The sequence below is a fragment of the Deinococcus aestuarii genome, from assembly GCF_018863415.1.
GTDB classification, from domain to species: Bacteria; Deinococcota; Deinococci; order Deinococcales; family Deinococcaceae; genus Deinococcus; species Deinococcus aestuarii.
The window spans coordinates 412,942-436,049 of the sequence record NZ_JAHKSN010000002.1; the positions used below are offsets into that span (position 1 = coordinate 412,942).

Annotated in this window: 23 protein-coding genes; 15 read left to right on the forward strand and 8 right to left on the reverse strand. The window is 72.0% G+C overall.

The window, feature by feature from the left end:
• Positions 1–59: 59 nt before the first annotated feature.
• Positions 60–950, forward strand: a complete 891-nt coding sequence (locus IC605_RS05190; RefSeq protein WP_216319901.1) for an alpha/beta hydrolase — start codon at positions 60–62, stop codon at positions 948–950.
• A 305-nt stretch (positions 951–1,255) separates the two neighbouring features.
• Here IC605_RS05190 and recO read toward each other — a convergent pair whose 3' ends face one another.
• Complete coding sequence (gene recO / locus IC605_RS05195; protein ID WP_216319904.1) at positions 1,256–1,990, reverse strand: DNA repair protein RecO; 735 nt, start codon at positions 1,988–1,990, stop codon at positions 1,256–1,258.
• Between the two features lie 285 nt (positions 1,991–2,275).
• Here recO and IC605_RS05200 point away from each other — a divergent pair, with 285 nt between their 5' ends.
• The 3 genes from IC605_RS05200 to IC605_RS05210 all read left to right on the forward strand — a co-directional run bounded on the left by IC605_RS05200 (position 2,276) and on the right by IC605_RS05210 (position 3,567).
• Positions 2,276–2,677, forward strand: a complete 402-nt coding sequence (locus IC605_RS05200; RefSeq protein WP_216319907.1) for a hypothetical protein — start codon at positions 2,276–2,278, stop codon at positions 2,675–2,677.
• Between the two features lie 75 nt (positions 2,678–2,752).
• Positions 2,753–3,019, forward strand: coding sequence for a hypothetical protein (locus IC605_RS05205; protein ID WP_216319910.1), 267 nt, complete (start codon positions 2,753–2,755; stop codon positions 3,017–3,019).
• Between the two features lie 68 nt (positions 3,020–3,087).
• Positions 3,088–3,567 (forward strand): MgtC/SapB family protein, encoded by a 480-nt coding sequence (locus IC605_RS05210; RefSeq protein WP_216319913.1) that lies wholly within the window; start codon positions 3,088–3,090, stop codon positions 3,565–3,567.
• On the opposite strand, the gene IC605_RS05215 is transcribed toward IC605_RS05210, so the two are convergent.
• Positions 3,564–5,114 carry an FAD-dependent monooxygenase gene (locus IC605_RS05215; RefSeq protein WP_216319917.1) on the reverse strand — a complete coding sequence of 517 codons (1,551 nt, stop codon included), beginning with the start codon at positions 5,112–5,114 and terminating at the stop codon, positions 3,564–3,566. The genes IC605_RS05210 and IC605_RS05215 overlap by 4 nt on opposite strands.
• 61 nt (positions 5,115–5,175) lie before the next feature.
• On the opposite strand from IC605_RS05215, the gene IC605_RS05220 reads away from it, so the two are divergent.
• The 7 genes from IC605_RS05220 (at position 5,176) to IC605_RS05250 (ending at position 12,211) form a co-directional block, all read left to right on the forward strand.
• On the forward strand, positions 5,176–5,829 hold the full coding sequence (locus IC605_RS05220) for a GntR family transcriptional regulator (protein WP_216319920.1): 654 nt from the start codon (positions 5,176–5,178) through the stop codon (positions 5,827–5,829).
• Positions 5,826–6,758 (forward strand): proline dehydrogenase family protein, encoded by a 933-nt coding sequence (locus tag IC605_RS05225; RefSeq protein WP_216319923.1) that lies wholly within the window; start codon positions 5,826–5,828, stop codon positions 6,756–6,758. The genes IC605_RS05220 and IC605_RS05225 overlap by 4 nt, the downstream gene beginning before the upstream one ends.
• Before the next feature lie 14 nt (positions 6,759–6,772).
• Positions 6,773–7,657: an SDR family oxidoreductase gene (locus tag IC605_RS05230; protein ID WP_216319926.1), complete on the forward strand. Its 885-nt coding sequence runs from the start codon at positions 6,773–6,775 to the stop codon at positions 7,655–7,657.
• Positions 7,654–8,064 carry a hypothetical protein gene (locus tag IC605_RS05235; protein WP_216319930.1) on the forward strand — a complete coding sequence of 137 codons (411 nt, stop codon included), beginning with the start codon at positions 7,654–7,656 and terminating at the stop codon, positions 8,062–8,064. The genes IC605_RS05230 and IC605_RS05235 overlap by 4 nt, the downstream gene beginning before the upstream one ends.
• A 210-nt stretch (positions 8,065–8,274) precedes the next feature.
• Positions 8,275–8,496: a hypothetical protein gene (locus tag IC605_RS05240; RefSeq protein WP_216319933.1), complete on the forward strand. Its 222-nt coding sequence runs from the start codon at positions 8,275–8,277 to the stop codon at positions 8,494–8,496.
• 20 nt (positions 8,497–8,516) lie between these two features.
• The gene (gene pruA, locus IC605_RS05245) at positions 8,517–10,088 is read left to right on the forward strand and encodes an L-glutamate gamma-semialdehyde dehydrogenase (protein ID WP_216319937.1); all 1,572 of its coding nucleotides are present in this window, start codon (positions 8,517–8,519) and stop codon (positions 10,086–10,088) included.
• A 371-nt stretch (positions 10,089–10,459) separates the two neighbouring features.
• Positions 10,460–12,211 carry a S8 family serine peptidase gene (locus IC605_RS05250; RefSeq protein WP_216319941.1) on the forward strand — a complete coding sequence of 584 codons (1,752 nt, stop codon included), beginning with the start codon at positions 10,460–10,462 and terminating at the stop codon, positions 12,209–12,211.
• A gap of 54 nt (positions 12,212–12,265) precedes the next feature.
• On the opposite strand, the gene IC605_RS05255 is transcribed toward IC605_RS05250, so the two are convergent.
• On the reverse strand, positions 12,266–13,660 hold the full coding sequence (locus IC605_RS05255; RefSeq protein WP_246580383.1) for a phytoene desaturase family protein: 1,395 nt from the start codon (positions 13,658–13,660) through the stop codon (positions 12,266–12,268).
• Positions 13,657–14,535, reverse strand: coding sequence for a UbiA family prenyltransferase (locus tag IC605_RS05260; RefSeq protein WP_216319945.1), 879 nt, complete (start codon positions 14,533–14,535; stop codon positions 13,657–13,659). The genes IC605_RS05255 and IC605_RS05260 overlap by 4 nt, the downstream gene beginning before the upstream one ends.
• Positions 14,536–14,728: 193 nt before the next feature.
• Here IC605_RS05260 and IC605_RS05265 point away from each other — a divergent pair, with 193 nt between their 5' ends.
• Genes IC605_RS05265 through IC605_RS05280 form a run of 4 tightly spaced genes read left to right on the forward strand, consistent with a single transcriptional unit; the run spans position 14,729 to position 17,602 of the window.
• The gene (locus tag IC605_RS05265) at positions 14,729–15,703 is read left to right on the forward strand and encodes a MerR family transcriptional regulator (RefSeq protein ID WP_216319947.1); all 975 of its coding nucleotides are present in this window, start codon (positions 14,729–14,731) and stop codon (positions 15,701–15,703) included.
• Between the two features lies 1 nt (position 15,704).
• The gene (locus tag IC605_RS05270; protein WP_216319950.1) at positions 15,705–16,319 is read left to right on the forward strand and encodes a helix-turn-helix domain-containing protein; all 615 of its coding nucleotides are present in this window, start codon (positions 15,705–15,707) and stop codon (positions 16,317–16,319) included.
• On the forward strand, positions 16,316–17,200 hold the full coding sequence (locus tag IC605_RS05275) for a complex I NDUFA9 subunit family protein (protein WP_216319954.1): 885 nt from the start codon (positions 16,316–16,318) through the stop codon (positions 17,198–17,200). Before IC605_RS05270 ends, IC605_RS05275 begins: the two co-directional genes overlap by 4 nt.
• 33 nt (positions 17,201–17,233) lie before the next feature.
• Positions 17,234–17,602: a DUF6960 family protein gene (locus IC605_RS05280; RefSeq protein WP_216319956.1), complete on the forward strand. Its 369-nt coding sequence runs from the start codon at positions 17,234–17,236 to the stop codon at positions 17,600–17,602.
• 46 nt (positions 17,603–17,648) lie between these two features.
• Here the strand turns inward: IC605_RS05280 and IC605_RS05285 are convergent, their stop codons facing one another.
• The 4 genes from IC605_RS05285 to rpoD all read right to left on the reverse strand — a co-directional run bounded on the left by IC605_RS05285 (position 17,649) and on the right by rpoD (position 23,048).
• Complete coding sequence (locus IC605_RS05285; protein WP_343216509.1) at positions 17,649–18,728, reverse strand: DUF58 domain-containing protein; 1,080 nt, start codon at positions 18,726–18,728, stop codon at positions 17,649–17,651.
• A 32-nt stretch (positions 18,729–18,760) separates the two neighbouring features.
• On the reverse strand, positions 18,761–19,732 hold the full coding sequence (locus tag IC605_RS05290) for an AAA family ATPase (RefSeq protein WP_216319959.1): 972 nt from the start codon (positions 19,730–19,732) through the stop codon (positions 18,761–18,763).
• Positions 19,729–21,117, reverse strand: a complete 1,389-nt coding sequence (locus tag IC605_RS25350) for a DUF4129 domain-containing protein (protein ID WP_216319962.1) — start codon at positions 21,115–21,117, stop codon at positions 19,729–19,731. The genes IC605_RS05290 and IC605_RS25350 overlap by 4 nt, the downstream gene beginning before the upstream one ends.
• A 362-nt stretch (positions 21,118–21,479) precedes the next feature.
• The gene (gene rpoD, locus IC605_RS05300; RefSeq protein ID WP_216319965.1) at positions 21,480–23,048 is read right to left on the reverse strand and encodes an RNA polymerase sigma factor RpoD; all 1,569 of its coding nucleotides are present in this window, start codon (positions 23,046–23,048) and stop codon (positions 21,480–21,482) included.
• Between the last annotated feature and the right edge of the window lie 60 nt (positions 23,049–23,108).

Genomic DNA, 23,108 nt, shown 5'->3' on the forward strand with positions numbered 1-23,108 from the left:
AATCCCGACTGTGCCCCCTGCGCCCGATTCGGGCTGCCACAGCCGCTAGCCTGCGCCCCATGACCCGCCTCCCCGCCCGCGCCTCCACCCGGCGCCGGACCCTCACCCTCGGCACGCTGGCCGTGACCCTGGCCGCCGTGCTCACCGCCTGCTCGGGGGTGGACGCGCAGCAGAGCCTCAACCGCGCCGTCAGCCTCACCGGGCTGAACGTCGCCACCGACCGGCGCTACGGCCCCGACGCGCGCAACACGCTCGACGTGTATGCGCCCAGGAACGTCCAGAACGCGCCCGTCGTGCTCTTCATCCACGGCGGCTCGTGGCAGAACGGCGACAAGTCCGGCCACCGCTTCGTGGGCGAGAGCCTGGCGCGCGCCGGGTACGTGACGGGCGTGATGAACTACCGCCTCGCGCCCAAAAACCGCTACCCCGACTTCGTGCAGGACGCTGCCTCCGCGCTGAGGTGGCTGCGCGACAACGCCAAGACCTTCGGCGGCAACCCCGACGTGCTGTTCGTGACCGGGCACTCGGCGGGGGCCTTCAACGCGGTCGAGGCGGTGGACAACGAGCGCTGGCTGCGCGAGGCGGGCGTGCCCATCCGCGCCGTGCGGGGGGTGATCGGCATCGCGGGGCCGTACTCCTACGACTTCCGGCAGTTCCAGAGCCGGGTGGCCTTCCCCGAGAACGGCACGCCGGATGGGGTGATGCCCGACCGCCACGTCCGCCGGGACGCGCCGCCGCACCTCCTCCTCGTCGCGGCGAACGACCAGACCGTCCACCCGCAGAACGCGCTGAACATGGAGGCCGCGCTCAAGGCCGCCGGGGTGCCCGTCATCCGCACGGTGCTACCGCGCGTCAACCACATCACCATTGCCGCCGCCATCGCCCGCCCGCTGACGTTCCTGGGGGGGACAAGGCAGCAGATGATCGACTTTATCGAAAGACACAAGTAATATGTCCGCGCTTAGAAATTGAAGCGTGCATGAACTACGGAAGCGCCCAACGGTCATTCTGCTGCTCAACGTGGGCGTGATCTGTGGATTGTTCTGGCTGTTGAGCCTGGGAGACATAGCCAGGATACGGGGGGAGGTAGGGACTCCCTCCGTTGTCGTTCCCGTCGTCAGCATTCCGCTTTTGGACTGGCCCTGCCGTGGAAGGGGCGGCACTTATCTCGTTGTTCACCGCAGTGGGACAGAGTGGTTTTGTGGCAGCCGTCGGGCAAGAAGGGTATACCGCCGCACCGATTGACAATCTGCGTTCAGATCGAGATAGCCGCCGCTTGAGGCACCAATTGCCGCCAGCTCTGCACATTCCCCACCTGCACGGTCACGAAGCGTTCCAGCGCCCTCCACAGCGCGGGCCGCTCATCCTCCGGCACCGGGGCCTCCATGCTCGCGCGGACGCTCCGCCGCACGACATTGCGCAGGAAATCGAGGCTGGCCTCCGGGTAGGGGGGCAGGCTGGAACACGCGGAGCACAGCAGTTGCCCGCCCAGCGGGTCCGGATGCTCTGGACTTGGAGCGCCGCAGCGGGCACAGCGGGCCGTCTGCTGCACGAAGCCCGCCAGGCCGAGCAGCTTGTAGCTCATCACCAGGGCCACCCACTCGGGGTCGGGCTGGTGTGACACGCCCCGCAGCGCTCCCGCGAACAGCTCGAAGGCCTGCTCGCTGAACTCGCCCTCCTGAAACAGGGCGTCGGCGAGTTCGGCCATCAGGTGCGCGAAGGCGTATCTCTCGGGCTCGGCGAGTTTCGGCAGGGCCCCCTCCAGCACCGCCTGCTGCACGGTCGCCAGGTCGGCCTGCGGCGTCTGGTAGACCTGCACGCCGACGTGGTGGAAGAGGTTCAGGCGGCTCGCCAGCGGCCCGCGCACCCCGCCGCGCGCGATGGCCTTGACCTTGCCCTGCGGCGTGAGCAACGTGACGATGATGTCCCCGGCGGGCGTCACGCGCCGACGGATCACGATGCCGCCTCGGGTGGTGCTGCGTGACCTCATAGAGCCTCCGGGAGTTTCCGTGAGAAGAAACGGAGCTTCCCCGACCAGAGGGAGAAGAAAGAACGCGTTGCGCGAAGTGGCCTGGAACGGCTCCGGAGGAGAGGACTTCCCGGGAGGGCGCCGGAAAGTCTGGAATGGAGCGGAACCTGCCTCACCCACGAAGTGTAGTGCGGCGGGGGCGAGGCGACCGGGCGGGGGGCACGGTTGCCGGGCCTCACACTCGCTCCCCCGGTTGCGTCAGGTCCTCCACGTTCGGTGTCTCTCCCGCCCCTTACACTGCCCCTCATGAGTGACACCCCACCGAAGAGGCACAGCGCCCGCGACGTGCTGCGGGAACTCTTCCCCGAGTCGTACCGCGAGCTGTTCGGCGAGGACCCACAGGGGGGAGCGCCCACCCTGGGGCTCTACCCGGTCGCGGACGGTCGCCTCGCCCTCGTCCACGGCGAGCAGCTCGCCGAGTTCACACCGCTGGAACCCAGGGGGCGCAACGCCCTGCACTGCGACCTGTGCCACTACACCCGCTCGCGCTCGGAGGCCTCGCTCTACCGGGTGGTCGTCGCCGCCCGCCGCACCCGCTACGTCACCCTCTGCCTGGGCACCGAGGGCTGCCAGAAACGCGCCGGACGCCGGGGCCTGGAAGGGCTCGCCGACCGCATCTTCCCCATCGAGCCCGTGTACGCGGACTGAGGGGTGAGCCCCAGACGACCGGGCGCCCCACCCGGGCGGGAGATATGGCGTGAGTGCCCGCGCTGCCGCCACCCGATGACGCGCTGGGCGGCCCTCGCGCGGCGGCCCGAGCAGAGGTGGCTGGTCGGCGCCCCGGAGCGGGTCTGTCTTCCGGCCAATCCGCTGGAACCGGGCGGCTGGGTCGTCTCTCTGGGCGTGTTTCTGACACGGCTGGGATTGGCGGCCCTCTTCGGCGAGCTGGTGTTTCGCGTCCGGCGATCCCGGCGGCACCACCGGGCCCGCCGGGCGCGCGGCGACGACTGGCTCTGCGCCGCCTGCCTGCACACGGAGGCGGGCACCTGACCCTCCCATGACAGTCGGCTGAAGGAACGGGGAAAGGACCCCGCCGCGCCCGCGCCTAGGCTGGCCTCATGGAGACCTTCTGGACGGAGCTGCGGCTGATGCAGGGCCTCATCGCCGCCTTCGTGCTGAGCGGCCTGATCGGCTGGGAGCGCGAGCGGCGCAGCATCAGCGCGGGGCTGCGGACGCACATCCTCGTCGGGGTGAGCGCGGCGCTGTTCGTCGTGCTGGCCGACACCCTGATCTACCGCTTCGCGGACGACTCCGAGCAGGTCCGCTTCGACCTCGTGGGCGTGCTCGGCGCGGTCGTCAGCGGCGTGAGCTTTCTCGGCGCGGGCGCGATCTTCTCCGACCGGCGCGGCGAGGGCGCCCGGGGGCTCACCACGGCGGCGGGCCTCCTCGCCACGGCGGGGGTCGGCGTGGCGTGCGGGCTGCACCTCTACGTGCTGGCGACCGGGGCCACCCTGCTCTTCCTCTTCACCCTGGGCTGGCTGGGCCGCCTCGCCGGGGAAAGGATCAAGACCCGCGAGGACGAGGCGGACCGGAATTAGCGCCGCCAGTGCCAGCGCCCGGCGAGCACCCGGTCGAGCGCCCCGCCGTCGAAGGTGGGCTGCGCGACGCTGACGTAGCCGTCGGGCCGCACCAGATACGCCGCGTCCTCCATCAGCCCGGCCCGCCCTGCGGCCCCGCCGAAGGGGAAGACCCGCAGGGCCACCCCCTCGTGGCGGGCGGTCCAGGCGATCACCCCGGGCGAGGGCACCCCGTAGACATGCACCTGGGCTCCCGGCTCCCGCAGCGCCCCGAAGTTGCCGCTGCCCGGCACGTAGGGCAGGCGGTCCCCGCCGCGCACCCGCCCCGCCCGGCCCACGCTGAGCGGGCTGTGGGGGTAACTCAGCCGGGTCTGCGAGAGGAGGCCGAACGCGAGGCGGGCGAGGGGGCCGGGGTGCTCGCCCGCGCGGTCCTCTCCGTCTCGACCCCCGCCGAGCAGCCGACCGAGCGCGGCGGGCAGCACCGTGCCGCGCCCGAGCCGCGCCAGCGGGGTGTCGCCGGAGATCAGGCGGAACACCCGGTCGGTGGTGTTCACGAGCGAGCGGGCGAAGGGGCGGCGCTCGGGCTCGTAGCTGGCGAGGAGGTCCGGGCCCGCCTCGCCCCGCACGACGGCGGCGAGCTTCCAGCCCAGGTTGTGCGCGTCGCCCAGCCCGGTGTTCATGCCCTGCCCGCCGACCGGGCTGTGGATGTGCGCCGCGTCGCCGAGCAGGAAGACCCGGCCCGTCCGAAACTTCCGCGCGACCCGGTGGCTGACCCGGTAGTGCGAGAACCAGCGCACCTCCTGCACCGCCACCCCGAAGACGGACGCCACGACCGGGCGCACGGCCTCGAAGGTGGGGGCCTCGCCGCCGGGCTCCGCGCCGGGCACCAGGCCGATCAGCCGGAAGTGGCCGGGGCCCGCCATCGGGAAGGCGAGCAGCAGGGAGTCGGCCCCCAGCTTGAGGTTGACGGCCGCCCCGTCGAGCGCCCCCGACGCGGCCACGTCCGCCACGAAGAGGGTCCGGGGGCTGCGCTCACCCTCGAAGGGGGTGGCGAGCGCGTGCCGGACCGGGCTGTGGGCGCCGTCCGCGCCGCAGAGGTACGCCGCCCCCACCTCCCGGCGCTCCCCGCCCGGCCCGCGCAGGGTGGCCCGCACGCCCCCCGCCCCCTGGGTGAAGCCTTCGAGCGCCCAGCCCCACGCCACCTCCCCGCCGAGCGCCCGCAGGTGGCGGGAGAGCAGCTCCTCGTTGGCGCTCTGCTCGAAGGCCAGGATGTACGGGTAGGGCGTGCGCCCGGCCCCCACCGGACCGAAGGCGACCCCGCCCAGCCGCCGCCGCCCGCTCCAGAGGCTCGCCCCCCGCGCCGGGCGTCCCTGCCGGACGGCCTCCCGCGCCAGCCCGAGCGCGTCGTAGATTTCCAGGCTGCGCGCCTGCACGAACATCGCCCGCGACTCGCGGGTGGGACCAGTCTTGGGGTCGGCCACGAGCACCCGGACGCCGCGCCGCCGCAACTCGCAGGCGAGCAGCAGCCCGGTGGGTCCGGCTCCGGCGATCAGAACATCCACGGTCATGGATTCCTCCCGGTCGGGGGAGAGCAGATCGTCCCGACGACTTTTGTATACAATATCCACGATGACCCCCTTCGAGCGACCCACCCTGGTGCGCGACGGCGTGTACGGCCACCTGCGCCGGGCGGTGCTGGACGGCGAGATCGCGCCGGGCGAGCGGCTGGGCGAGGTGGAGCTGGGCGAGCGGCTGGGGGTGAGCCGCACGCCGATCCGCGAGGCGCTGGCGCGGCTGACGCAAGACGGCCTGCTCGTGGCGGAGGCGAACAAGGGGGTGCGGGTCCGGACGGTGAGTGCCTGCGAGGCGCGCGACACCTACGTGGTGCGCGAGGAACTCGACGGGCTGGCCGCCGCCCTCGCCGCCTGCGCGCACACCCCCGCCGACGCCGCCGCTCTCCGCGCGGCGCTGGACGCCCTGAACGCGGCGCGGGCGGCGGGCTACCGCGAGCAGACGCGGCTCGACCTCGCCTTCCACGGGGCGGTGACGCTCGCCGCCCACAACGCCGCGCTCGCCGACCTGGCGCGGGGGCTCTCGCTGCGGGTGACCCTGATCAAGCACCAGACGCGCACGTACAACGCGCACCCCGAAACCGGCGAACAGCACGCCACGCTCCTGGAAGCGATCCTCGCCCGCGACGCGCCCGCCGCGCGGGAGGCCGCCCGGCACCACGTCCGCACCTTCGCCGCCCTCGTGCTGCACCAACTCGGAGACCAGCCATGATCGACCAGCTCTACCGCAAGGCCGTCCTCACCGTCTCGGGCCAAAGGTCCATCGAGTCCCTCGTCCGCTCGCGCGGGTGGGGGGTCGCCCAGCGCTTCGTGGCGGGCGAGGACGCGCAGTCCGCCATCCGCGCCGTTCAGGACCTGCACAAAGACGGCATCCTCGGCAACCTCGACCTCCTCGGCGAGTTCGTCACGTCCCCGGACACGGCCAACGAGTTCGCGGCGAAGGTGCTGGGCCTCCTGAGCGACGCGCACGCGGCGGGACTCAAGCCCTACGTCAGCGTCAAGCTCTCCAGCATCGGGCAGGGGATGACGGTGGAGGGCGAGGACCTCGGCCTCACGAACGCCCGGCGCATCGTCGCCAGGGCCAGGGAATACGGCGGCTTCGTGTGCCTCGACATGGAGGACCACCCCCGGGTGGATCAGACCCTCGCCCAGTTCCGCACCCTGGTCGGCGAGTTCGGGAACGAGCACGTCGGCACGGTGCTCCAGAGCTACCTCTACCGCGCCGAGGGCGACTGGGCCGACCTTCAGGACCTGCGGCCCAACCTGCGGATCGTGAAGGGCGCGTACCTCGAACCCGAGACGGTGGCGATGCCCGACAAGGCGGACGTGGACGCGGCGTACCGGCGCCTGGTGTACGCGCAGATGAAGGCGGGGAATTACGTCAACGTCGCCACCCACGACGAGGGCATCGTCGCGGACGTGGAGCACTTCGTCCTCGCGCACGGGATTTCGCGTGAAGCCTTCGAGTTCCAGATGCTCTACGGCATCCGGCGCGACCTGCAAAAAGACCTCGCCGCGCGGGGCTACCGGGTGCGGGCGTACATCCCCTACGGGCGCGACTGGTACCCGTACTTCTCGCGCCGCATCGCCGAGCGCCCGGCGAACGTGATGTTCGTGCTGCGCGGCATGCTGAAGGGGTGAGGGTAGGCTGGGGTATGGACCTGATCGGAGTGACGGGCGCGCCGGGCAACGTGGGCACGCCGCTGGTGGCTGAACTGCTGGCGCGGGGAGCGAGGGTGCGGGTCCTGGCCCGCCGCCCCGAGCACGCCCGGCAGGTGCTGGGGGATGAACTCGGCGAGGCGGCGGCCGGGCTGGACTACGGCCACCTCGACTTCGGCAACCGCCGCACGTACGTCGCGGCCTTCCGGGGCGTGCGCCGCCTCTTCGTGACCCGGCCCCCGCAGCTCAGTCAGGTGCAGCGCGACATGGTGCCCGCCCTCGACGTGGCGCTGGGGGCGGGGGTGGAGCACATGGCCCTGCTCTCCATCCAGGGGGCCGAGCGGATTCGCTTCGTGCCGCACGCCAAGCTCGAACAGTACATGCAGGAAAGCGGCGTGGCCTACACTTTCCTGCGCCCCTCCTTTTTCATGCAGAACCTGACGACCACCCACCTGCCGGAGTTGCGGCGGGGCGAAATCTACGTCCCCGCCGGGGGGGGCCGCACCAGCTTCGTGGACGTGCGCGACGTGGCCGAGGCGGGAGCGGTGGTGCTCACCGGGGAGGGGCACGAGAACCGCGCCTACGAGCTGACGGGCTCCGAGGCGCTGACCTACGGGGAGGTCGCCGCGAAGTTCACGGCGGCCACCGGGCGCCTCGTTCGCTACGCCGACCCCAGCCCGCTCGCCTTTTTCCGGCACATGCGGGCGCGCGGGGTGGCGACCGGGCAGATCATCGTGATGGAGGGCATCTACGCGACCGCCCGCTTCGGGATCGCGGGGCGGGTCACGCCGGAACTCGCCCGGCTGCTGGGCCGGGCCCCGCGCAGCGTGGACGACTTCGCGCGGGACACCGTGGCTCCGCTCCTGCGGGAGGGGGCGTGACCTTCCCCGACCCCGGCCACGTCAACGGCTTTTACCTCCGGCAGTTCTTCGGCATGACCCGCTGGAACGCCGGGCAGCACGACCACCCGCTGGAGTACGTGGACCCCCGCACCCCGGAGGGCCTCGATACCGTCGCGGCGCTCCTGATCCCCCACCTCGACGCCCTCGGCGAGGCGCAGGAGGCGGCGCTGGTCCGCACCTGGGCCTATGCCCTCGCCGAGTTCGACGACCGCGACCTCGCGTGGTTCCTGCTCGGCAGCCTCCCCTTCGCGCCGACGCACCCCCGCGCCTTCCTCGACGACCTCGCCGCGCGCCTCTTCCCGGCGGGCCTGCCCGCCCACGACCCGCACGCCCGCCGTGTCGACCGCCCCGAGGATTCGCTGTTCGACCTCGTGCCGCCGGGGTGAGGGGGAGAGGTGGATAGCCCCATACGAGTCAACGCTTACTGGCTGAACGAATTTTTGGCGAAGGCCGGATGGCACTTCGACATGGACGACCATCCTCTCAATCGACTCAACATGGAGAACGCCACCAGTCGAGCCATTCTCTGTGAGGACTACCTCATCCCCAAGTTGCGGGAATTAAGTGCTACTCAACGTCGGTTAGTCAAAGAGACTTTGAGATACGCTCTCAACTTCTTTTCCCAAAAGGACTGGGAGTGGTACACACAGGACGCATTGCCCGACATCACCGACTCGCCAGAGGAGATGTTCACGGACGTTTGGGGAATGTTGTTTCCCGGCGAACCCTGGCACCTCGACTCCGACGAGGGGTACTTCCGGCACGACGACCGAGACGACGCGCTCTTCCTTGACCGCTACCGCTATGGCCGCTTCTAAAGGTTGAAAGGACAACACCCATGCTCAAAATCCAGGACTACCGCCCCCAGCCCTTCACCGACTTCACCCTGGAGGAAAACCGCCAGGCGTACCGGGCCGCCCTGAAAAAGGTCCGCGCTGAACTCCTCGGCAAGCACTACCCCCTGATCATCGACGGCGAGCGGGTGGACACGGCGGAAAAGCTCACCTCCCTCAACCCCTGCGACACCTGCGAGGTGGTGGGCACGACCGCCAGGGCGACGGTCGAGGACGCCGAACGCGCCCTGCAAGGTGCCTGGAAGGCCTTCGAGACATGGAAGCGGTGGGATATGGACGCCCGCGCCCGCATCCTGCTCAAGGCCGCCGCGATCCTGAAGCGCCGCCGCCTGGAAGCGTGCGCGCTGATGAGCATCGAGGTCGGCAAGAACTACGCCGAGGCCGACGTGGAGGTCGCGGAGGCGATTGACTTCCTCGAATACTACGCCAGAAGCGCCATGAAGTACGCGGGCTTTGGCGCTGCCGAGACGACGTGGTTCGAGGGCGAGGAAAACGGGCTGATGTACCTGCCGCTGGGCGTCGGGGTCTCGATCTCGCCGTGGAACTTTCCGTGCGCGATCTTCATCGGCATGGCCGCCGCGCCCATCGTGGCGGGGAACTGCGTGATCGCCAAGCCCGCCGAGGACTCGGGGCTGATCGCCGGATTCATGGTGGACATCCTGCTGGAGGCGGGGCTGCCCGCCGGGGTGCTGCAATTCCTGCCCGGCGTGGGCAAGGAGGTCGGGGAATACCTGACCACGCACGCGCGGACGCGCTTCATCACCTTCACGGGCTCGCGGGCGGTGGGCCTGCACATCAATGAGGTCGCCGCGAAGGTCCAGCCCGGCCAGAAGTGGATCAAGAAAGTGATCCTCGAACTCGGCGGCAAGGATGCGATGATCGTGGACGAAACCGCCGACCTCGACGTGGCGGTGACCGCCGCCGTGCAGGGGGCGTTCGGCTTCAACGGCCAGAAGTGCAGCGCGATGAGCCGCCTGATCGTGGTGGACGAGGTGTACGACCGGGTGGTGGACGCCTTCGTCGAGCGCACCAAGACGCTGAAGATGGGCACGGGCGAGGAGAACGCCAACGTCACGGCCGTCGTCAACCAGATGAGCTTCGACAAGGTGAGCGGCTACCTGGAGGTCGGCAGGGAGGAAGGCCAGCTCCTCCTCGGCGGCGAGGCACCCGGCGAGCACGGCGGCAAGAAGGGCTACTTCGTCCAGCCCACCATCTTCGGGGACGTGGCGCCGCAGGCCCGCCTCGCCCAGGAGGAGGTCTTCGGGCCGGTCGTGACCGTGCTGCGCGCCCGCGACTGGGCGCACGCGCTGGAGATCGCCAACAGCACCCAGTACGGACTGACGGGCGGCGTGTGCAGCAACGTCCGCGAGCGGCTGGAGCAGGCCCGCGAGGAGTTCGAGGCGGGCAACCTGTATTTCAACCGCAAGATCACGGGCGCCATCGTGGGCGTGCAACCCTTCGGCGGCTACAACATGAGCGGCACCGACTCCAAGGCGGGCGGGCCGGATTATCTGGCGAACTTCCTCCAGCTCAAGACCGTGACCGAGCGCTGGTAAGGCCAAGCCTGACAACAAGGCAACTGAGGCGGGACGGGTCGAGGGTGGCCCGTCCTGCCTCTTTGGTCATCACGGCCCGGCCAGAGGTTCGCCCCCCTGAAACGCACGCCGGGCGGTTCGCCGTCCTGACATTTGCGTTCGGCAGCCTTCTCCTGTCTTCCGAATGACAACTCCAGGCGCGGGGGCAGGACGGCCCGTGAAGGAGGCTGACTTGAACCTGATCCAAAAAGGTCTAGATAAGCCGTGAGGGAAGGGTGAAGGCCGCTCTAGCATCCCGCTCAGACCCACCTCAAGTGCAGGCTCCCCGGCTCCGGTTTCCGTGCCTCTCGGCGCGGTTTCCCTCCTCTCTCCAGGCTCCACGGAGGTCTCTCATGAAGCACACCCGCACGCTGCTCGCCGCGACCCTCGCCCTCACGCTCGCCGCCTGCGGACAGCCGGGGCAGGTGAGCACACCCGTCGCCAGTGCGCCCAGCCCGACGACCGCGAGTGAAGGTGCCTACCTCGTGGGCTTCAGGGAGGGCGGGCTGGGGGCGCAGAGTCTGAGTGCCCAGGACCTCGCGGCGCAGGCGCAGCTTCAGGCGCAGGCGATCACGGCGGCGGGGGGCCAGCTCACGGGCCAGTGGGCGGAGATCAGCGCCGCCGCCGCGCGTCTGTCGCCGGAAGCCCTCGCCCGCCTCCAACAGAACCCGCTCGTGGAGTACGTGGAGCCCGACCTCGTGCGCCGCGCGCTGGGGGGCCGCAGCGGCGGAACGGACGCGAACGCGGCCCGGACCTCGCTCGGCACCCAGGCCCTGACCGCGCAGGCGACGCCCCTCTACACGGCGAGCGGCGAGTACACCTGGGGCGACAACGCGCTGCGGGTCGCCAACCTGCGGGGGGGCAACTACACGGGGGCGGGGGTCGCCGTGTGCATCGGGGACACCGGGATCGACGGGAACCACCCCGAGTTCTCCCGCAAGCTGAGGGGCTTCAAGAACTTCATCACGACGGAGGCCAACCGGGGCGATCCCTACCAGCTCAACGACGTGTCGCACCACGGCACGCACGTCGCGGGCACCGTGTTCGCCCAGTACGGGGCGGGGACGGGCGCGGCGGGGGGGCAGTCCGGCATGGACCCGAACGGCGTGGGCGGCGTGGCGAGCGGGGTGAACCTCTACATGGCGCGGGTGCTGGGGGACGACGGCTCGGGGGCGTCGAGCGGCATCATCAACGGGGTGAACTGGTGCGCGGCGCAGCTCAGGAGCCAGGGGGGCACCGAGAGCAAGGTGGTGATCAGCCTGTCCCTCGGCGGGGGCCGCGCGAGCAAGACCGAGCAGCGGGCGTACACGAGCGTCTACAGCAAGGGCGCATTGATCATCGCCGCGACCGGCAACGACGGGGCCGCCGTCTCCTACCCCGCCGCGTACGACAACGTGGTCGGCGTGGGCGCCATCGACGACGCGGGGGCGAGGGCGGACTTTTCCAACTTCGGCACCCAGGTTGATCTCGCCGGGCCCGGCGTCCACGTGCTGAGCAGCGTGCCGCTCGGGCAGGGCACCCGCGCCTCGGCGAGCGGGGGCGGGGTGACCTTCGCGGACGTGCAGTCGGCCGACCTCAGCGGCAAGGGGACCGCCAGCGGCACCATCGTGGCCGCGGGCGGCACGAACAACGAGTTCTGCGGCACCACGGCGCGGAACGCGGCCCTGAGCGGCCAGATCGCCCTCATTGCACGCGGCACCTGCTCCTTCGAGGAGAAGACCGCCAACGCCGTCGCCAGCGGCGCCAAGGCCGTCATGATCTACAACAACACGGCGGGCTCGCTGGGCATGAGCCTGACGAACACCTACAGCGTGCCCGTCGTGGGGCTGACCCAGGCGGACGGGCAGGGCCTTCTCGGCAAGTTGCCGACCACGGGCACCGTCAGCGTGACGGGCGCGGACTACGAGTACTTCGACGGCACGAGCATGGCGACTCCCCACGTCAGCGCCGCCGCCGCCGTCGTCTGGGCGGCCAAGCCGACCCTCACGAACGCGCAGCTCCTGAGCCTGCTGACGAACACCGCGAAAGACCTCGGCGCGGCGGGCAAGGACAACGATTTCGGGTACGGGCTGGTGGACCCGCTCAGGGCGATCACCGGGCAGTAGGCGCAGGCAAGAGAGGGGCCGCTCCAGATCATGGGGGCGGCCTTTGGCGTGCCTCTACACCCCGCCCTCCCCCATCAGGCGGTCCACGATGAGCGCGCCGCCGAGGATCGCCGGGATGCCCCCGCCCGGATGCACGCCCGTCCCGACCTGCCACAAGTTCCGGTGCGGGCGGTACGGCTGGGGGTGGAGGGGGCCGCCGCGCCAGGGGGCGAGGGCCGCCCCGTAGATCGCGCCGCCGGGATGTCCCCCCGCCGCGTAGTGGGCGGGCGGCAGGGCCACCACGTCGCGGGCGGAGGCGAGCAGGCCGGGCACGCCGAGGGTGCGCAGGGCCCGCTCGACCTGAGCGCGAACCCAGGGATGGTCGGGAGTGAGGTCCCGGCCCGTCGCGGGCGCGGTGAGCAGCACGGCCAGCCGCGGCCCGTCCGCGTGGACGAGGGCGAGGGTCTCCGGCGGCAGCGCCCCGGCCCGCACGGCGGCGCGGAAGGTGGCGAAGTCGGCGGGGGGCAAGACGGTGGTGGCGGGCAGCGGCGCGTCCCCCGGCAGCGCGGCGTACAGGGCCACCCCGCTCACCGTGCGGCGCGAGGCGGGCGAGCGGGCGGGGCGCCCCGTCAGCGTGGCGAGGCGGGCCGGGTCGAGGGCGCTGACAAAGAGGTCGTGACGACGGACCTCTCCCCCCCTCAGCGCAAGGGTGCCGCCCGCCAGGTCCACGCGGACGACCTCCGCCCCCTCCTCCACCCGCACCCCGCGCGCCGCCCCCAGGCCGAGGAGCGTGTCCAGCAGCGCCCCCATCCCGCGCGCCGGTCGGGCCACGTCCCCGGCGATCAGGGCGGGCAGCAGGGCGTACAGGGCGGGCGCGTCCACCGGGGCGAGCCCCGCGTTCAGGGCGTGGGTGCGGACGGCGTGGGCGAGGGCAGGGGGCAGGCGCCGGGAGCGCACCCACCCCTCGGCGCTGAGGTGCCCGCCCGTTGCCCGGAAGAGGGCCGCACTCGCCCGCCGGAAGTTGGGGTCGGTCAGACGCGGCGGCGTGGTGAGCAGCGTTTCGATGTGCGGGGTGAGGTCGCGGGCGGGGGCACGGTACGTTTCCCACGCCGCGTGAAGCGGGTGACCCGCCGGAACGGGCAGCGGCACGGCCCCGAACGGCGTGTGATGAACCCCCAGCCCCCCGGGCAGCGGGCGCAGGTCGAGGGGGTCTTGCTCCCCCAGCCGCGCGAGGAAGGCCCGCCAGACCCCCGGCAGGGTGAAGAGGCTCGGCCCGGTGTCGAACTCCAGCCCGCCCACCGTGACCCGCCGCAGCTTCCCGCCCGCCCGGTCCCGCTCGTACACGGTGACCGCGTGCCCCCGGTGCGCCAGCAGCGCGGCGAGCGCGAGCCCGGCGAGCCCGCCGCCGAGGAGGCCGATGGAGAGACCGGGTGCTCGCTGGCGACTGTCGGCTGGCCGCTGGCCGCTCAAGGCCACAGCCCCCGCGCCAGCAGGTACACCAAGCCCACCCCCGCCACCGTCCCCACGATCCAGGGCGTGACGATGCTCAGCGGGTAGAGCCGCGCCGCGCGTTCCGGGGTGGGTTCGCGGAGGAGGGCGAGCGCCATCCCCCCGCACACGGCCCACAGGGCGGCGGCGGTGAGGGAGCTGACCGGCCACAGGAGCGCCCCGGCGAGCACGAACCATCCCAGGGCGTAGCGCGCGGTCCCGGACACGCCGACGACGGTGGCGACCGTGCGCGTCCCGGCGAGGCGGTCGGCGGGCACGTCCTGGGCGGCGTCGAAGGCGTGCTTGCCCACCGAGTAGGCCATCAGGGCGGCGAGCGGCAGCCACGGCACGGGGGTGCCCAGGGTCAGCGCGGGCAGCGCGAGGGGCAGCGCGTAGGCGACGTTGCTCAGCCCGTCGAGGAAGGGGCGGCCCTTGAGGCGCAGCGGGGGCACGCTGTACGCCACGAAGAGGGCCGCCGCCACGAGCAGGAGCCCGCTCGCCGCCGGGGGGAGCAGCAGGGCGAGCACGGCGAGAAACGGCACGTTGACGGCCAGCACCGCGCCGAGGAGCGGCCCGCCCTCCCCGGCCAGCAGCCGCGCTCCCTGCCAGCCGCCCTTGCGGGGGGAAACGGCGTCCTCCTCCCGGTCGGCGAGGTCGTTCAGGCCGTAGATCAGCAGGTTGAAGGGCAGGGTGAGGTACGCGAGCAGCGCGAGGACACCGGGGTCCAGGGTATAGAGGTGCCCGGTGAGCCACACGCCCGTCACCAGGGTGCCGACCGTGTTCACCCACAGCGCCGGGCGGGACACGGCGATCAGGCGGCGCAGGGGCAGTCGGGCGGGAACGGTCAGGGTGCGCATGGCAGGGGGTCCGGGGAGGAGCTGTGAAGGGGCCGCCCGGGGCGGGGCGACGCGCCGCATTGTAGATGGGGGCGGCGAACGCGCGCCGGGACAAAGGACGCTTCCCCTGCGTCCCTCCCACCCGGCCAGCAAGCGCAACCGCTAACAATCCTTACGGTCTGCCGGGGGGCTTTCGTGGCGAAATGGGACCCAGATGGAAGGCTCTCCCCCGCCCCCCGCTCCGGGCACGGCCACGGACACCACGGCGATGTTCACCGCGTCGGAGGTGGAGTCGCGGGTCGGCGTGCCCGCCGCCACCCTCCGGCAGTGGGAGCGGCGCTACGGCTTTCCCTCCCCGGCGCGGAGTGCCAGCGGCTACCGCCTGTACTCCCCCCACGACCTCGCCCTGATCGAGGTGATGCAGTCGCACCTGCGCGCGGGGGTTCCGGCAGGCCGCGCGGCGCAGCTCACCCTGGCGAGCGCGGGGCACGGGGAGACGGCGGCGGAACCCGGGGCGAGCGTGCCCGGCGCCCCCCACCTCCCGGTGGGTTCCCTGGCCCCGGCGCTGCTGGAGGCGCTCGTCGGCGGGCACCTCACCCGGGCGGGCGGGGTGCTCGCCCAGGCGCACGCACACCTTCCGCTGGAGGACGTGCTCACGGGCGTGGTGACCCCGGCGCTCGTGGAGATCGGGGCGCGGTGGGAGCGCGGCGACATCACGGTGGCGCACGAGCACCGGGCGAGCGCTTTCCTGCGGGCGCGGCTGGAGGCGTTGCTCGACGCGGCGGGGGTGGAAAGCGAGTTCGGGCCGAGGGTGATCGCCGCCTGCGCGCCCGGCGAGCAGCACGAACTGGGGCTCCTGATGATCTCGCTCGTGCTGCGGCGCCGGGGCGTGCAGACCGAGTACCTGGGGGCGAACATGCCGCTGGGCGACCTCGTGGTGTATGCCCGGCAGCGGCGGGCGGACGCGGTGCTCCTCGCCCTGAACGGCGAGTGGGCGCTGGAGGGGACCCGGGCCCAGCGGCGCGACCTCGGCGGGCTGGAGGTGCCCGTCTTCTATGGCGGCGCGCTGATCAACGCCCACCCCGACCTCGCCGCCGAGCTGGGCGGAAGGTACGCGGGCCCCGACGTGGTGCGCGCGGCCGACCTGATCACGGCGCACCTGCGCGCGGTGCGGGCGGGGGGAACCTGAGGTGGCGCAGAAACTGCGCTACCAGCGCGGGCAGTTCGTCTACCGCCAGGGCGAGGGCGGGGGCAACCTCTTCCGCGCCGACACCGGCCTGGTGCGGCTGGTGCAGCTCACCCCGCGCGGGCGCACGCTGACGGTGCGGCACGTGCTGCCCGGCGACTACTTCGGGGAGGACACCCTGACCGGCCACACCCACCCCCAGGGCGCCGAGGCGCTGACCAACGCGACGATCACGACCTTCGACCCCACCGAGCTCGACGAGCGGACGCTGCTCGACATGGCGCGCAACCTCGGCGAGCAGCTCCAGCGCACGATCACGCACGAGGTTCACCTCCAGAGCGGGGACCTGAGGGTGCGGGTGGTGCGCTACCTCCTCGAACTCGCCGACACGCCGCTGGGCGCGGAGGACACCGAGGACCGCCTGTACGTGCGCGCCACCCACGAACTGCTCGCGGAAGGGTCGGGGAGCACCCGCGAGAGCGTGAGCAAGGTCATCACCGAGCTGCGCGACGCGGGACTCATCGAGACGGGCTACCGCCACATCACCCTGCTGCGGATGGGCGAGCTGCGTGAGATCGCCGCGCGCGCGGCCCAGCCGAACGGAGAGGAGCACGCATGAGGGTACTCGTCACAGGGGCCACGGGGTTTGTCGGCAAGGCGGTCGTCCGCGAACTCGTCGCCAGGGGGCACACCGTCGTCGCCGGATCGCGGCGCGGGACCGGGCTGCCGGGTGCTCAGGGCAGTGTGCTCGACGTGACCGACCCGGGGGGCGTCCTGCGCGCCTTCGGGGAGGCGAACCCGGAGGCCGTCATCCACCTCGTCGGCATCATCCAGGAGACGGGGGCGCAGACCTTCGAGCGGGTCCACTTCGAGGGCACCCGCAACGTGCTGGCAGCCACCCCGCGCGGCGCCCGGTACGTGCAGATGAGCGCGCTGGGCGCCCGGGTCGAGAGCGGCAGCCGCTATTCCAGCACCAAGGCCCGCGCCGAGCTGCTCGTGCGGGAGAGCGGGCTCAGCTTCACCGTCTTCCGGCCCAGCCTGATCTTCGGGCCGGGAGACGACTTCTTCGGGCGGGTGCTGTGCGAACTCGTGAGCACGGCGCCCATCGTCCCGCAGATCGGCGACGGCAGGTTTCCCTTCCGGCCCGTCAGCGTGGATGACGTGGCGCGGGCCTTCGCGGGAGCGCTGGAACGGCCCGAGACGGTGGGGCAGACCTACGACCTGACCGGCCCCGAGGAGTTCACCTTCCGGCAACTGCTCGAACTCGAACTCTCGGCCCTGGGCAAGAAAAAGCCCATCGTGCCCGTGCCGCTCGCGCTGATGGACCTCGCCGTGCCCGCGATGCAACTTCTCCCCAAGCCGCCGATCACCCGCGACCAGTACGCGATGCTCAAGGAGGGCAACACCGCGCCGAACGAGCCCGCGCGGACGGTGTTCGACCTGCCGATGCTGCGGCTGGAGGACAAGTTGCCGGGGATCGTGGGGAGAAGTGGAAGGTAGAGCCCGTCCTTTGCTGAGATACCTTGAAAAGGCATGGAGAAGGTTCGTCGGTTCGGGCTGTATCCCTGGTTCGAGGAACATGGCGTCCATCTCGTCCACTCTGACGACCTCGACGCTTGGAGAGCTTTGGGGCCGTACGGTCGGGTTTTCGAGCTGCTCGGCGAAGAAGGCGAATACCTTGCCCTTGGGTATGGCGACCAGATTTTCTGGGTACGGCCCGAGTTATGGCGTGAACTGCGTGATGTGCCCTTTGGCGTAGGGGACCGAGTGCAGACCCAGGACCGAATCGAAGGCATCATCTACGAGGCGCTGTGGCATCATCAGCACGAGCAAGCGTTTTATCTCATTTTAAAACAAGGTAGGCGCACCACAAAGCGTTATTCCAAATACGACCTTACTTGAAGGGTAAGAAGCATGGGGCGGCCAACGCGATTTGCGAAGAGATTTCTTACCCCCCCAGCCTGAGCACGCTCTGATTTCCCCGCAGCACGAACACCAGCACCCCCGCCTCGGCGAGCACCCCGGCCCGGCGTTCCAGCTCGCGCACCGTGTCGGGCGCCCCGACCCACTGGCGCCTGGGCGTCTCCCCGGGTTCGAGGTAGAAGCCCTCGGGGACGGCGACGATCACCACGCGGGAGGCGGTGGCGCGGGCGCGTAAAGCTTGCTCCACGAGGGCGTGACCCGCGCGCTGGGTCAGGACGATCAGGTTGCCCCCGGCGCGGACGGGCGGGATGACGGGCGGCCCCAGGTCGGGCGCGGCCCCGGCGAGACGGCGCAGGGCGGCCCGCAGCGTCTCGGGCGTGCGTCCGGTCGGCGTGGCCCCGGCGCTCGTAGCGACGCTGGCGGGAAGGTCGAGGGCCAGGGCCTCCTGCACGAGGCTCGACCCCAGCCGCACGGCGCTGTCCACGTAGACGCCCGAGCCGTTCAGGTCGAGGAAGACGGTGACGCTGCTCGCCGCCGTCCGGTCGAGTTCGCGGACGGTGAGGGCCCCCGTGCGCGCCGAGAGCCGCCAGTGGACCCGGCCCGGGGGATCGCCGGGGACGTAGGGCCGCGCGCCCCGCAGGCTGATGGGGTCCTCCAGCCCCAGGGTGCGCGCGAGGGTGCCCTCGCTGAGCAGGGGGCGCAGCAGGTCGGGGAGGATCAGGCCGTGGGTGCCGGGGTAGACCTCCAGCCGGTCGGGGACGTTCAGGGGCGCGGCGTGCCAGAACAGTCCCAGCGGATCGGCCCAGCGCAGCGTGCCCCCCTCCCAGGCGTACTCGCCCCGGCGGTTGAGGGTGAGGGTGGTCGCCCGCTCGGTGACGCTACGCCCGGCCGTCAGGCCCCCCAGCGCGAACGCCTCGCCTGCGACGACCGTCAACGGTGTGGGGTCCTCCACGACCACCCGCAGCGGCCAGCGCGTCTCGACCTCCACCCGGACGCGGTAGGGCAGGCGGCTGCCCTCGAAACCCTGGGCCGGGAACTCGCGCGTGAGGGTGACGCAGGGCGGCCTGCGAGAGACCAGGAAGGCGGCGAGCAGGACGGCCAGCACGGCGCCCAGGGCCAGGAGGAGGGCGGGGAGGTTCAGAGGGCGTGCCCCAGGACTTCGGCGGGCACGGGTTCCTGACGCAGCACGTCGGCGACGACCTCCTCGGGCCGGACTCCGGCCAGCCGCGCCTCCACCCGCAGGCTCAGGCGGTGGGCGAGCACACCGGGGGCGGCGGCCTTCACGTCGTCGGGAATCACGAAGTCCCGCCCGTGCAGCGCCGCGAGGGCCTGGGCGACCCCCTGGAGGGCGAGGCTGGCGCGCGGTCCGCCGCCGAGCGCCACCTGCCCGTGGGCGCGGGTGCGGGCGCTGAGGGCCGCCGCGTAGCGCCGCAGGTCGTCCGCCACCCGCACCCGGCGCACCGCCCCCTGGGCCGAGAGCAGATCAGCGGGCACGGCGACGGGGCCGAGCGTCTCGATGGGGTGGTCCCCCTGCAAGCGGGCGAGCAGCCGCACCTCCTCCTCCAGGGTGGGGTAACCGACCGAGAGCTTGAGGAGGAAGCGGTCGAGTTGCGCCTCGGGCAGGCGGTACGTCCCCTCGTGCTCGACCGGGTTCTGGGTGGCGACCACCACGAAGGGCCTTTGCAGGACGTGGGTGACGCCAGATTCGGTGACCTGCCCCTCCCCCATCGCCTCCAGCAGGGCGGACTGCGTTTTGGGCGTGGCGCGGTTGATCTCGTCGGCGAGGAGGAGGCCGGTGAAGATGGGGCCGGGCACGAACTCGAACTCGCCCGTGGCGGGGCGGTACACACTCACGCCCGTCACGTCGCTCGGCAGCAGGTCGGGGGTGAACTGCACCCGGCGAAAGCCCAGCCCGAGGCTGACGGCGAGGGCCCGGGCCAGCATCGTCTTCCCGGTGCCGGGGGCGTCTTCGAGCAGCAGGTGACCGCCCGCGAGGAGGCCCGCCAGCGCGAGTCGGGTCACATCCTCCTTGCCGACGAGGACCCGGGCCACGTTGTCGAGGACGCGGCGGGCGAAAGGTTGGACTGAGGAGACTGCTTCGTTCGTCATGCTGTTCCGCCTTCTGTCGTTGCTTGGACTGGACGGGCACCTGCCGCGAGGTCCGCCACCCGGCGCGCGGCCCCCTCGGCGGCGTCGGCGTCCTCGTTCGTCACGCGGCCCCCGTAGCGCACGGGCGCGTAGGCGGCGACGAGCAGGCCCAGCGGCCCGCCGAGGTCCGGCAGGGCGAGCGCGGCGCGGTCCGCGTGTTCGGCGGGCGTCTCGGAGCCCGCGCGGCCCAGGCCGATCCCGGCGAGCGCCGCCAGGGCCGCCCGGTACGCCGCGCGGACGCGGTGGGTCGCCGCCTCGTCGGGGAGGGGGGGCGGGTCGGAGGATCGGGGGGAAGTGTCCTCCTCGCCGGGCGGGGGACGGAAGCGCAGCGCGAGCCAGAACACGGCCCCGGCTAGCCCCACGAACACGACGAAGACGAGCAGGCTCAGCCACCACAGCCAGGGCCCGCCCAGGAGGGAGGCGGCCTGACTCCCCGTCTGCGCCGCGTCCCCGTCCCCGGAGGGGTCTGCACCCCCCGGCGCCCCCGCCAGAGAGCCGCCCCCGTCCCCCAGCCGCGCCGCCAGCCCCAGCGCGACCACGAACGCCGCCGTGAGCAGCAGACCGAGGATGGCCGCGACCTCCCACCACCGGAAACGCAGGGGGCCAGCCCGTACCCGTCCGCCCACCCGCCATAGGGCGAAGACGAGCGACAGGATGAAGAGCACCCCGCCGAGGAGCACGAGGTCGGTGCCCGTGTTCGGCCCGGCGACGGGCGTGGGGCGGAGAGGCGCGGCCCGCCGCGTCCCCGGGAGGGTGTCGCCGGACGGGGTGGGCGGGATCTCCTGCCGCTCCCGCGCCGGAGTCGAGGTCGGCGTCCGGGTCATCCCGTCACCGCCGCCCCCCCCCGGCAGGGCGAGGGCGAGGAGGCCCACCAAGGCCGCCACCAGCAGACTCACCCCGACCACCCGCCCCACACCGCTGCCCCCGCCGCCCAGCCGCAGGTGGGGGCGTTCCTCCGTCCCCGTCGCGCCCAGCAGGGCCAGCGGCAGCGCGAGCACCCCCAGCGCCAGCCCGAACGGGGACGCCTGGCCGAGCAGGGGGCCGAGGAGCAGGAGCGCGGCGAGGGCACCCGCCCCCCGTCCCGTTCGCCCCACCTCCAGTTCCGAGAGCGCCAGCGAGATCAGCCCCACGCCCCCCAGCACGGCCAGGAAGAGGCGGGTGAACGCCAGCGCCCCCTCCGGACCGAACATGCCCGGCAGCAGCGGAAGCAATCCCACGCCGCCCCCCAGTAGCAGGAGCGGCACCCGCACCGTCCGCTCGTCCCCTTCCCGCCGCGTCAGGGCGAGGGCGACCAGAAAACCGAGCACCGCCCACCACGGCAGCCACGCGGCGCCCACGAGCGGCACGAGGACGAGCAGCGAGGAGCGGTCGACCCACCAGGGGGGGCGGGGGGCGGGGGAGGCGGGCGCGGTGTCGATGGGATCAGGCTAGCGTGCCCGGACGACGGGCAGGACGAGCCGGACCACACAGCGAAAAGCCCCCACCACGCGGGCGGAGGCGAATATTTGGAGAAAACGGAAACCGAAGAGTCCAACACGACCAGCGCATTTTCCTTATCGGTCGGACGGGAACCCCCATGGGGGTCCTTGTCGTCACCATCCATCGGCCGCTGGCGCCCGTACCCTCAATCTAGAGCTTGAGCCGGATTGGGTCAAATAGAAGTGAGCGGCCCGGGATGAGCCGCCCAGTTCCCGAGGGTCTTTGTCCCTCAATCCAAGAAGTCGCGCAGCTTGCGGGTGCGGCTCTCGTGGTACTTGAGCTTTCTGAGGGCCTTGTTCTCGATCTGGCGGATGCGCTCGCGGGTCACGTTGAAGCGCTGGCCGACCTCTTCGAGCGTGTGCTCGCGCCCGTCCACCAGCCCCTTGCGGAACTTGAGCACCAGGGCCTCGCGCTCGGTGAGCTTGGAGAGGGCCTTTTCCAGCTCCTCCGAGAGCAACGTCTTGGCGGCGTTGTCCACGGGCGAGTCGAGGTTCTCGTCGGGGATGAAGTCGCCGTAAAAGGAGTCCTTCTCGTCGCCGATGGGGGTCTCCAGCGAGACGGGCTCCTGGGAGACCTTCTGCACCTCCTCGACCTTGGCGGCGTCCCAGCCCGGGCCCATCGCCTCGGCGATCTCCTCGTAGGTGGCCTCGCGGCTGAGTTCCTGCTGGAGCTGCCGCGCGGTGCGGGTGAGCTTGTTGATCGTTTCGACCATGTGCACCGGGATGCGGATGGTGCGGGCCTGGTCGGCGATGGCGCGGTTGATCGCCTGCCGGATCCACCACGTCGCGTAGGTGGAGAACTTGTAGCGGCGGCGGTACTCGAACTTCTCCACCGCGCGGATCAGGCCCTGGTTCCCTTCCTGGATCAGGTCGAGGAAACCCAGCCCGCGCCCGGTGTACTTCTTGGCGATGCTCACCACGAGGCGCAGGTTGGCCTCGATCAGCCCCTGGCGGGCGGCGGCGCCGTCCTCGGTCTGGCGCATCAGGCGGCGGCGGGCGCGGTCCTCGAGGTCGGGCTCCTCCTCCAGCGTCTTGCGGGCCTCCTCCCCCTCCTCGATGCGGCGGGCCAGCGCGATCTCCTCCTCCAGGGTCAGGAGGGGCACCCGGCCGATCTCGTGGAGGTATTGCCGCACCGGGTCGTTGGAGACGGCGCGCGGCATGTCGTCGAAGTACTTCTCCTCGTCGTCACCCTCGGCGGCCGCTCCGGGGGCGGCGGCCTCCTCCCCCTCCTCAACCTCCTCGTCCTCGTCGTCGAGGTCTTGCACCTCGATGTTCTGGGCGGCCAGGAAGAGTTGCAGGTCCTCGAAGGCCTCCGCGCTCTCGGGGTCGAGCCCCGCCGCCTCCAGCGCGACCGAGAGGGCGGCGGCGATCTCCTCGCTCGACAAGACGCCCGCCGCGCGGCCCGCCTTCAGGAGTTCCTGAATGCTGGGGTGCGCGTAGTACGGTTTCTCGGCGGGGCCCCCCTTGGCGGCGGGCTTGGCGGGCGCGGCGGCCTTGCCTCCCGCCTTCTTGGCCGGGGCGGCCTTGGCGGCGGGCGCGGGGGCCACGTCGTCGGCGGGGGCGGCCTCGGCGGCGGGCCCGTCCTCCTGACCGGCCGGGGTGGCGGGCGCCTTCTTGGCGGTGGACTTGGCCTTGGGGACCGCCTTCGCCGCCGGGGCGGGAGGCGCCTGGGTCTCGGCCTCGGCGGTCACGGGGGGCTGGACGTTCTCGGCGGGCGCGTCGCTCGGCACGGGGGCGTCCACCGGGGAGGGGGGCGCGGTGACCTTGCTGCGGGCGCGGGCGCGGGTGGGTTCTGCCATGCGTGCTCCTGTGGCGTTCGGAAAACGGACTGCTCGGGTGCGAATGGCACGGAGGCCGGG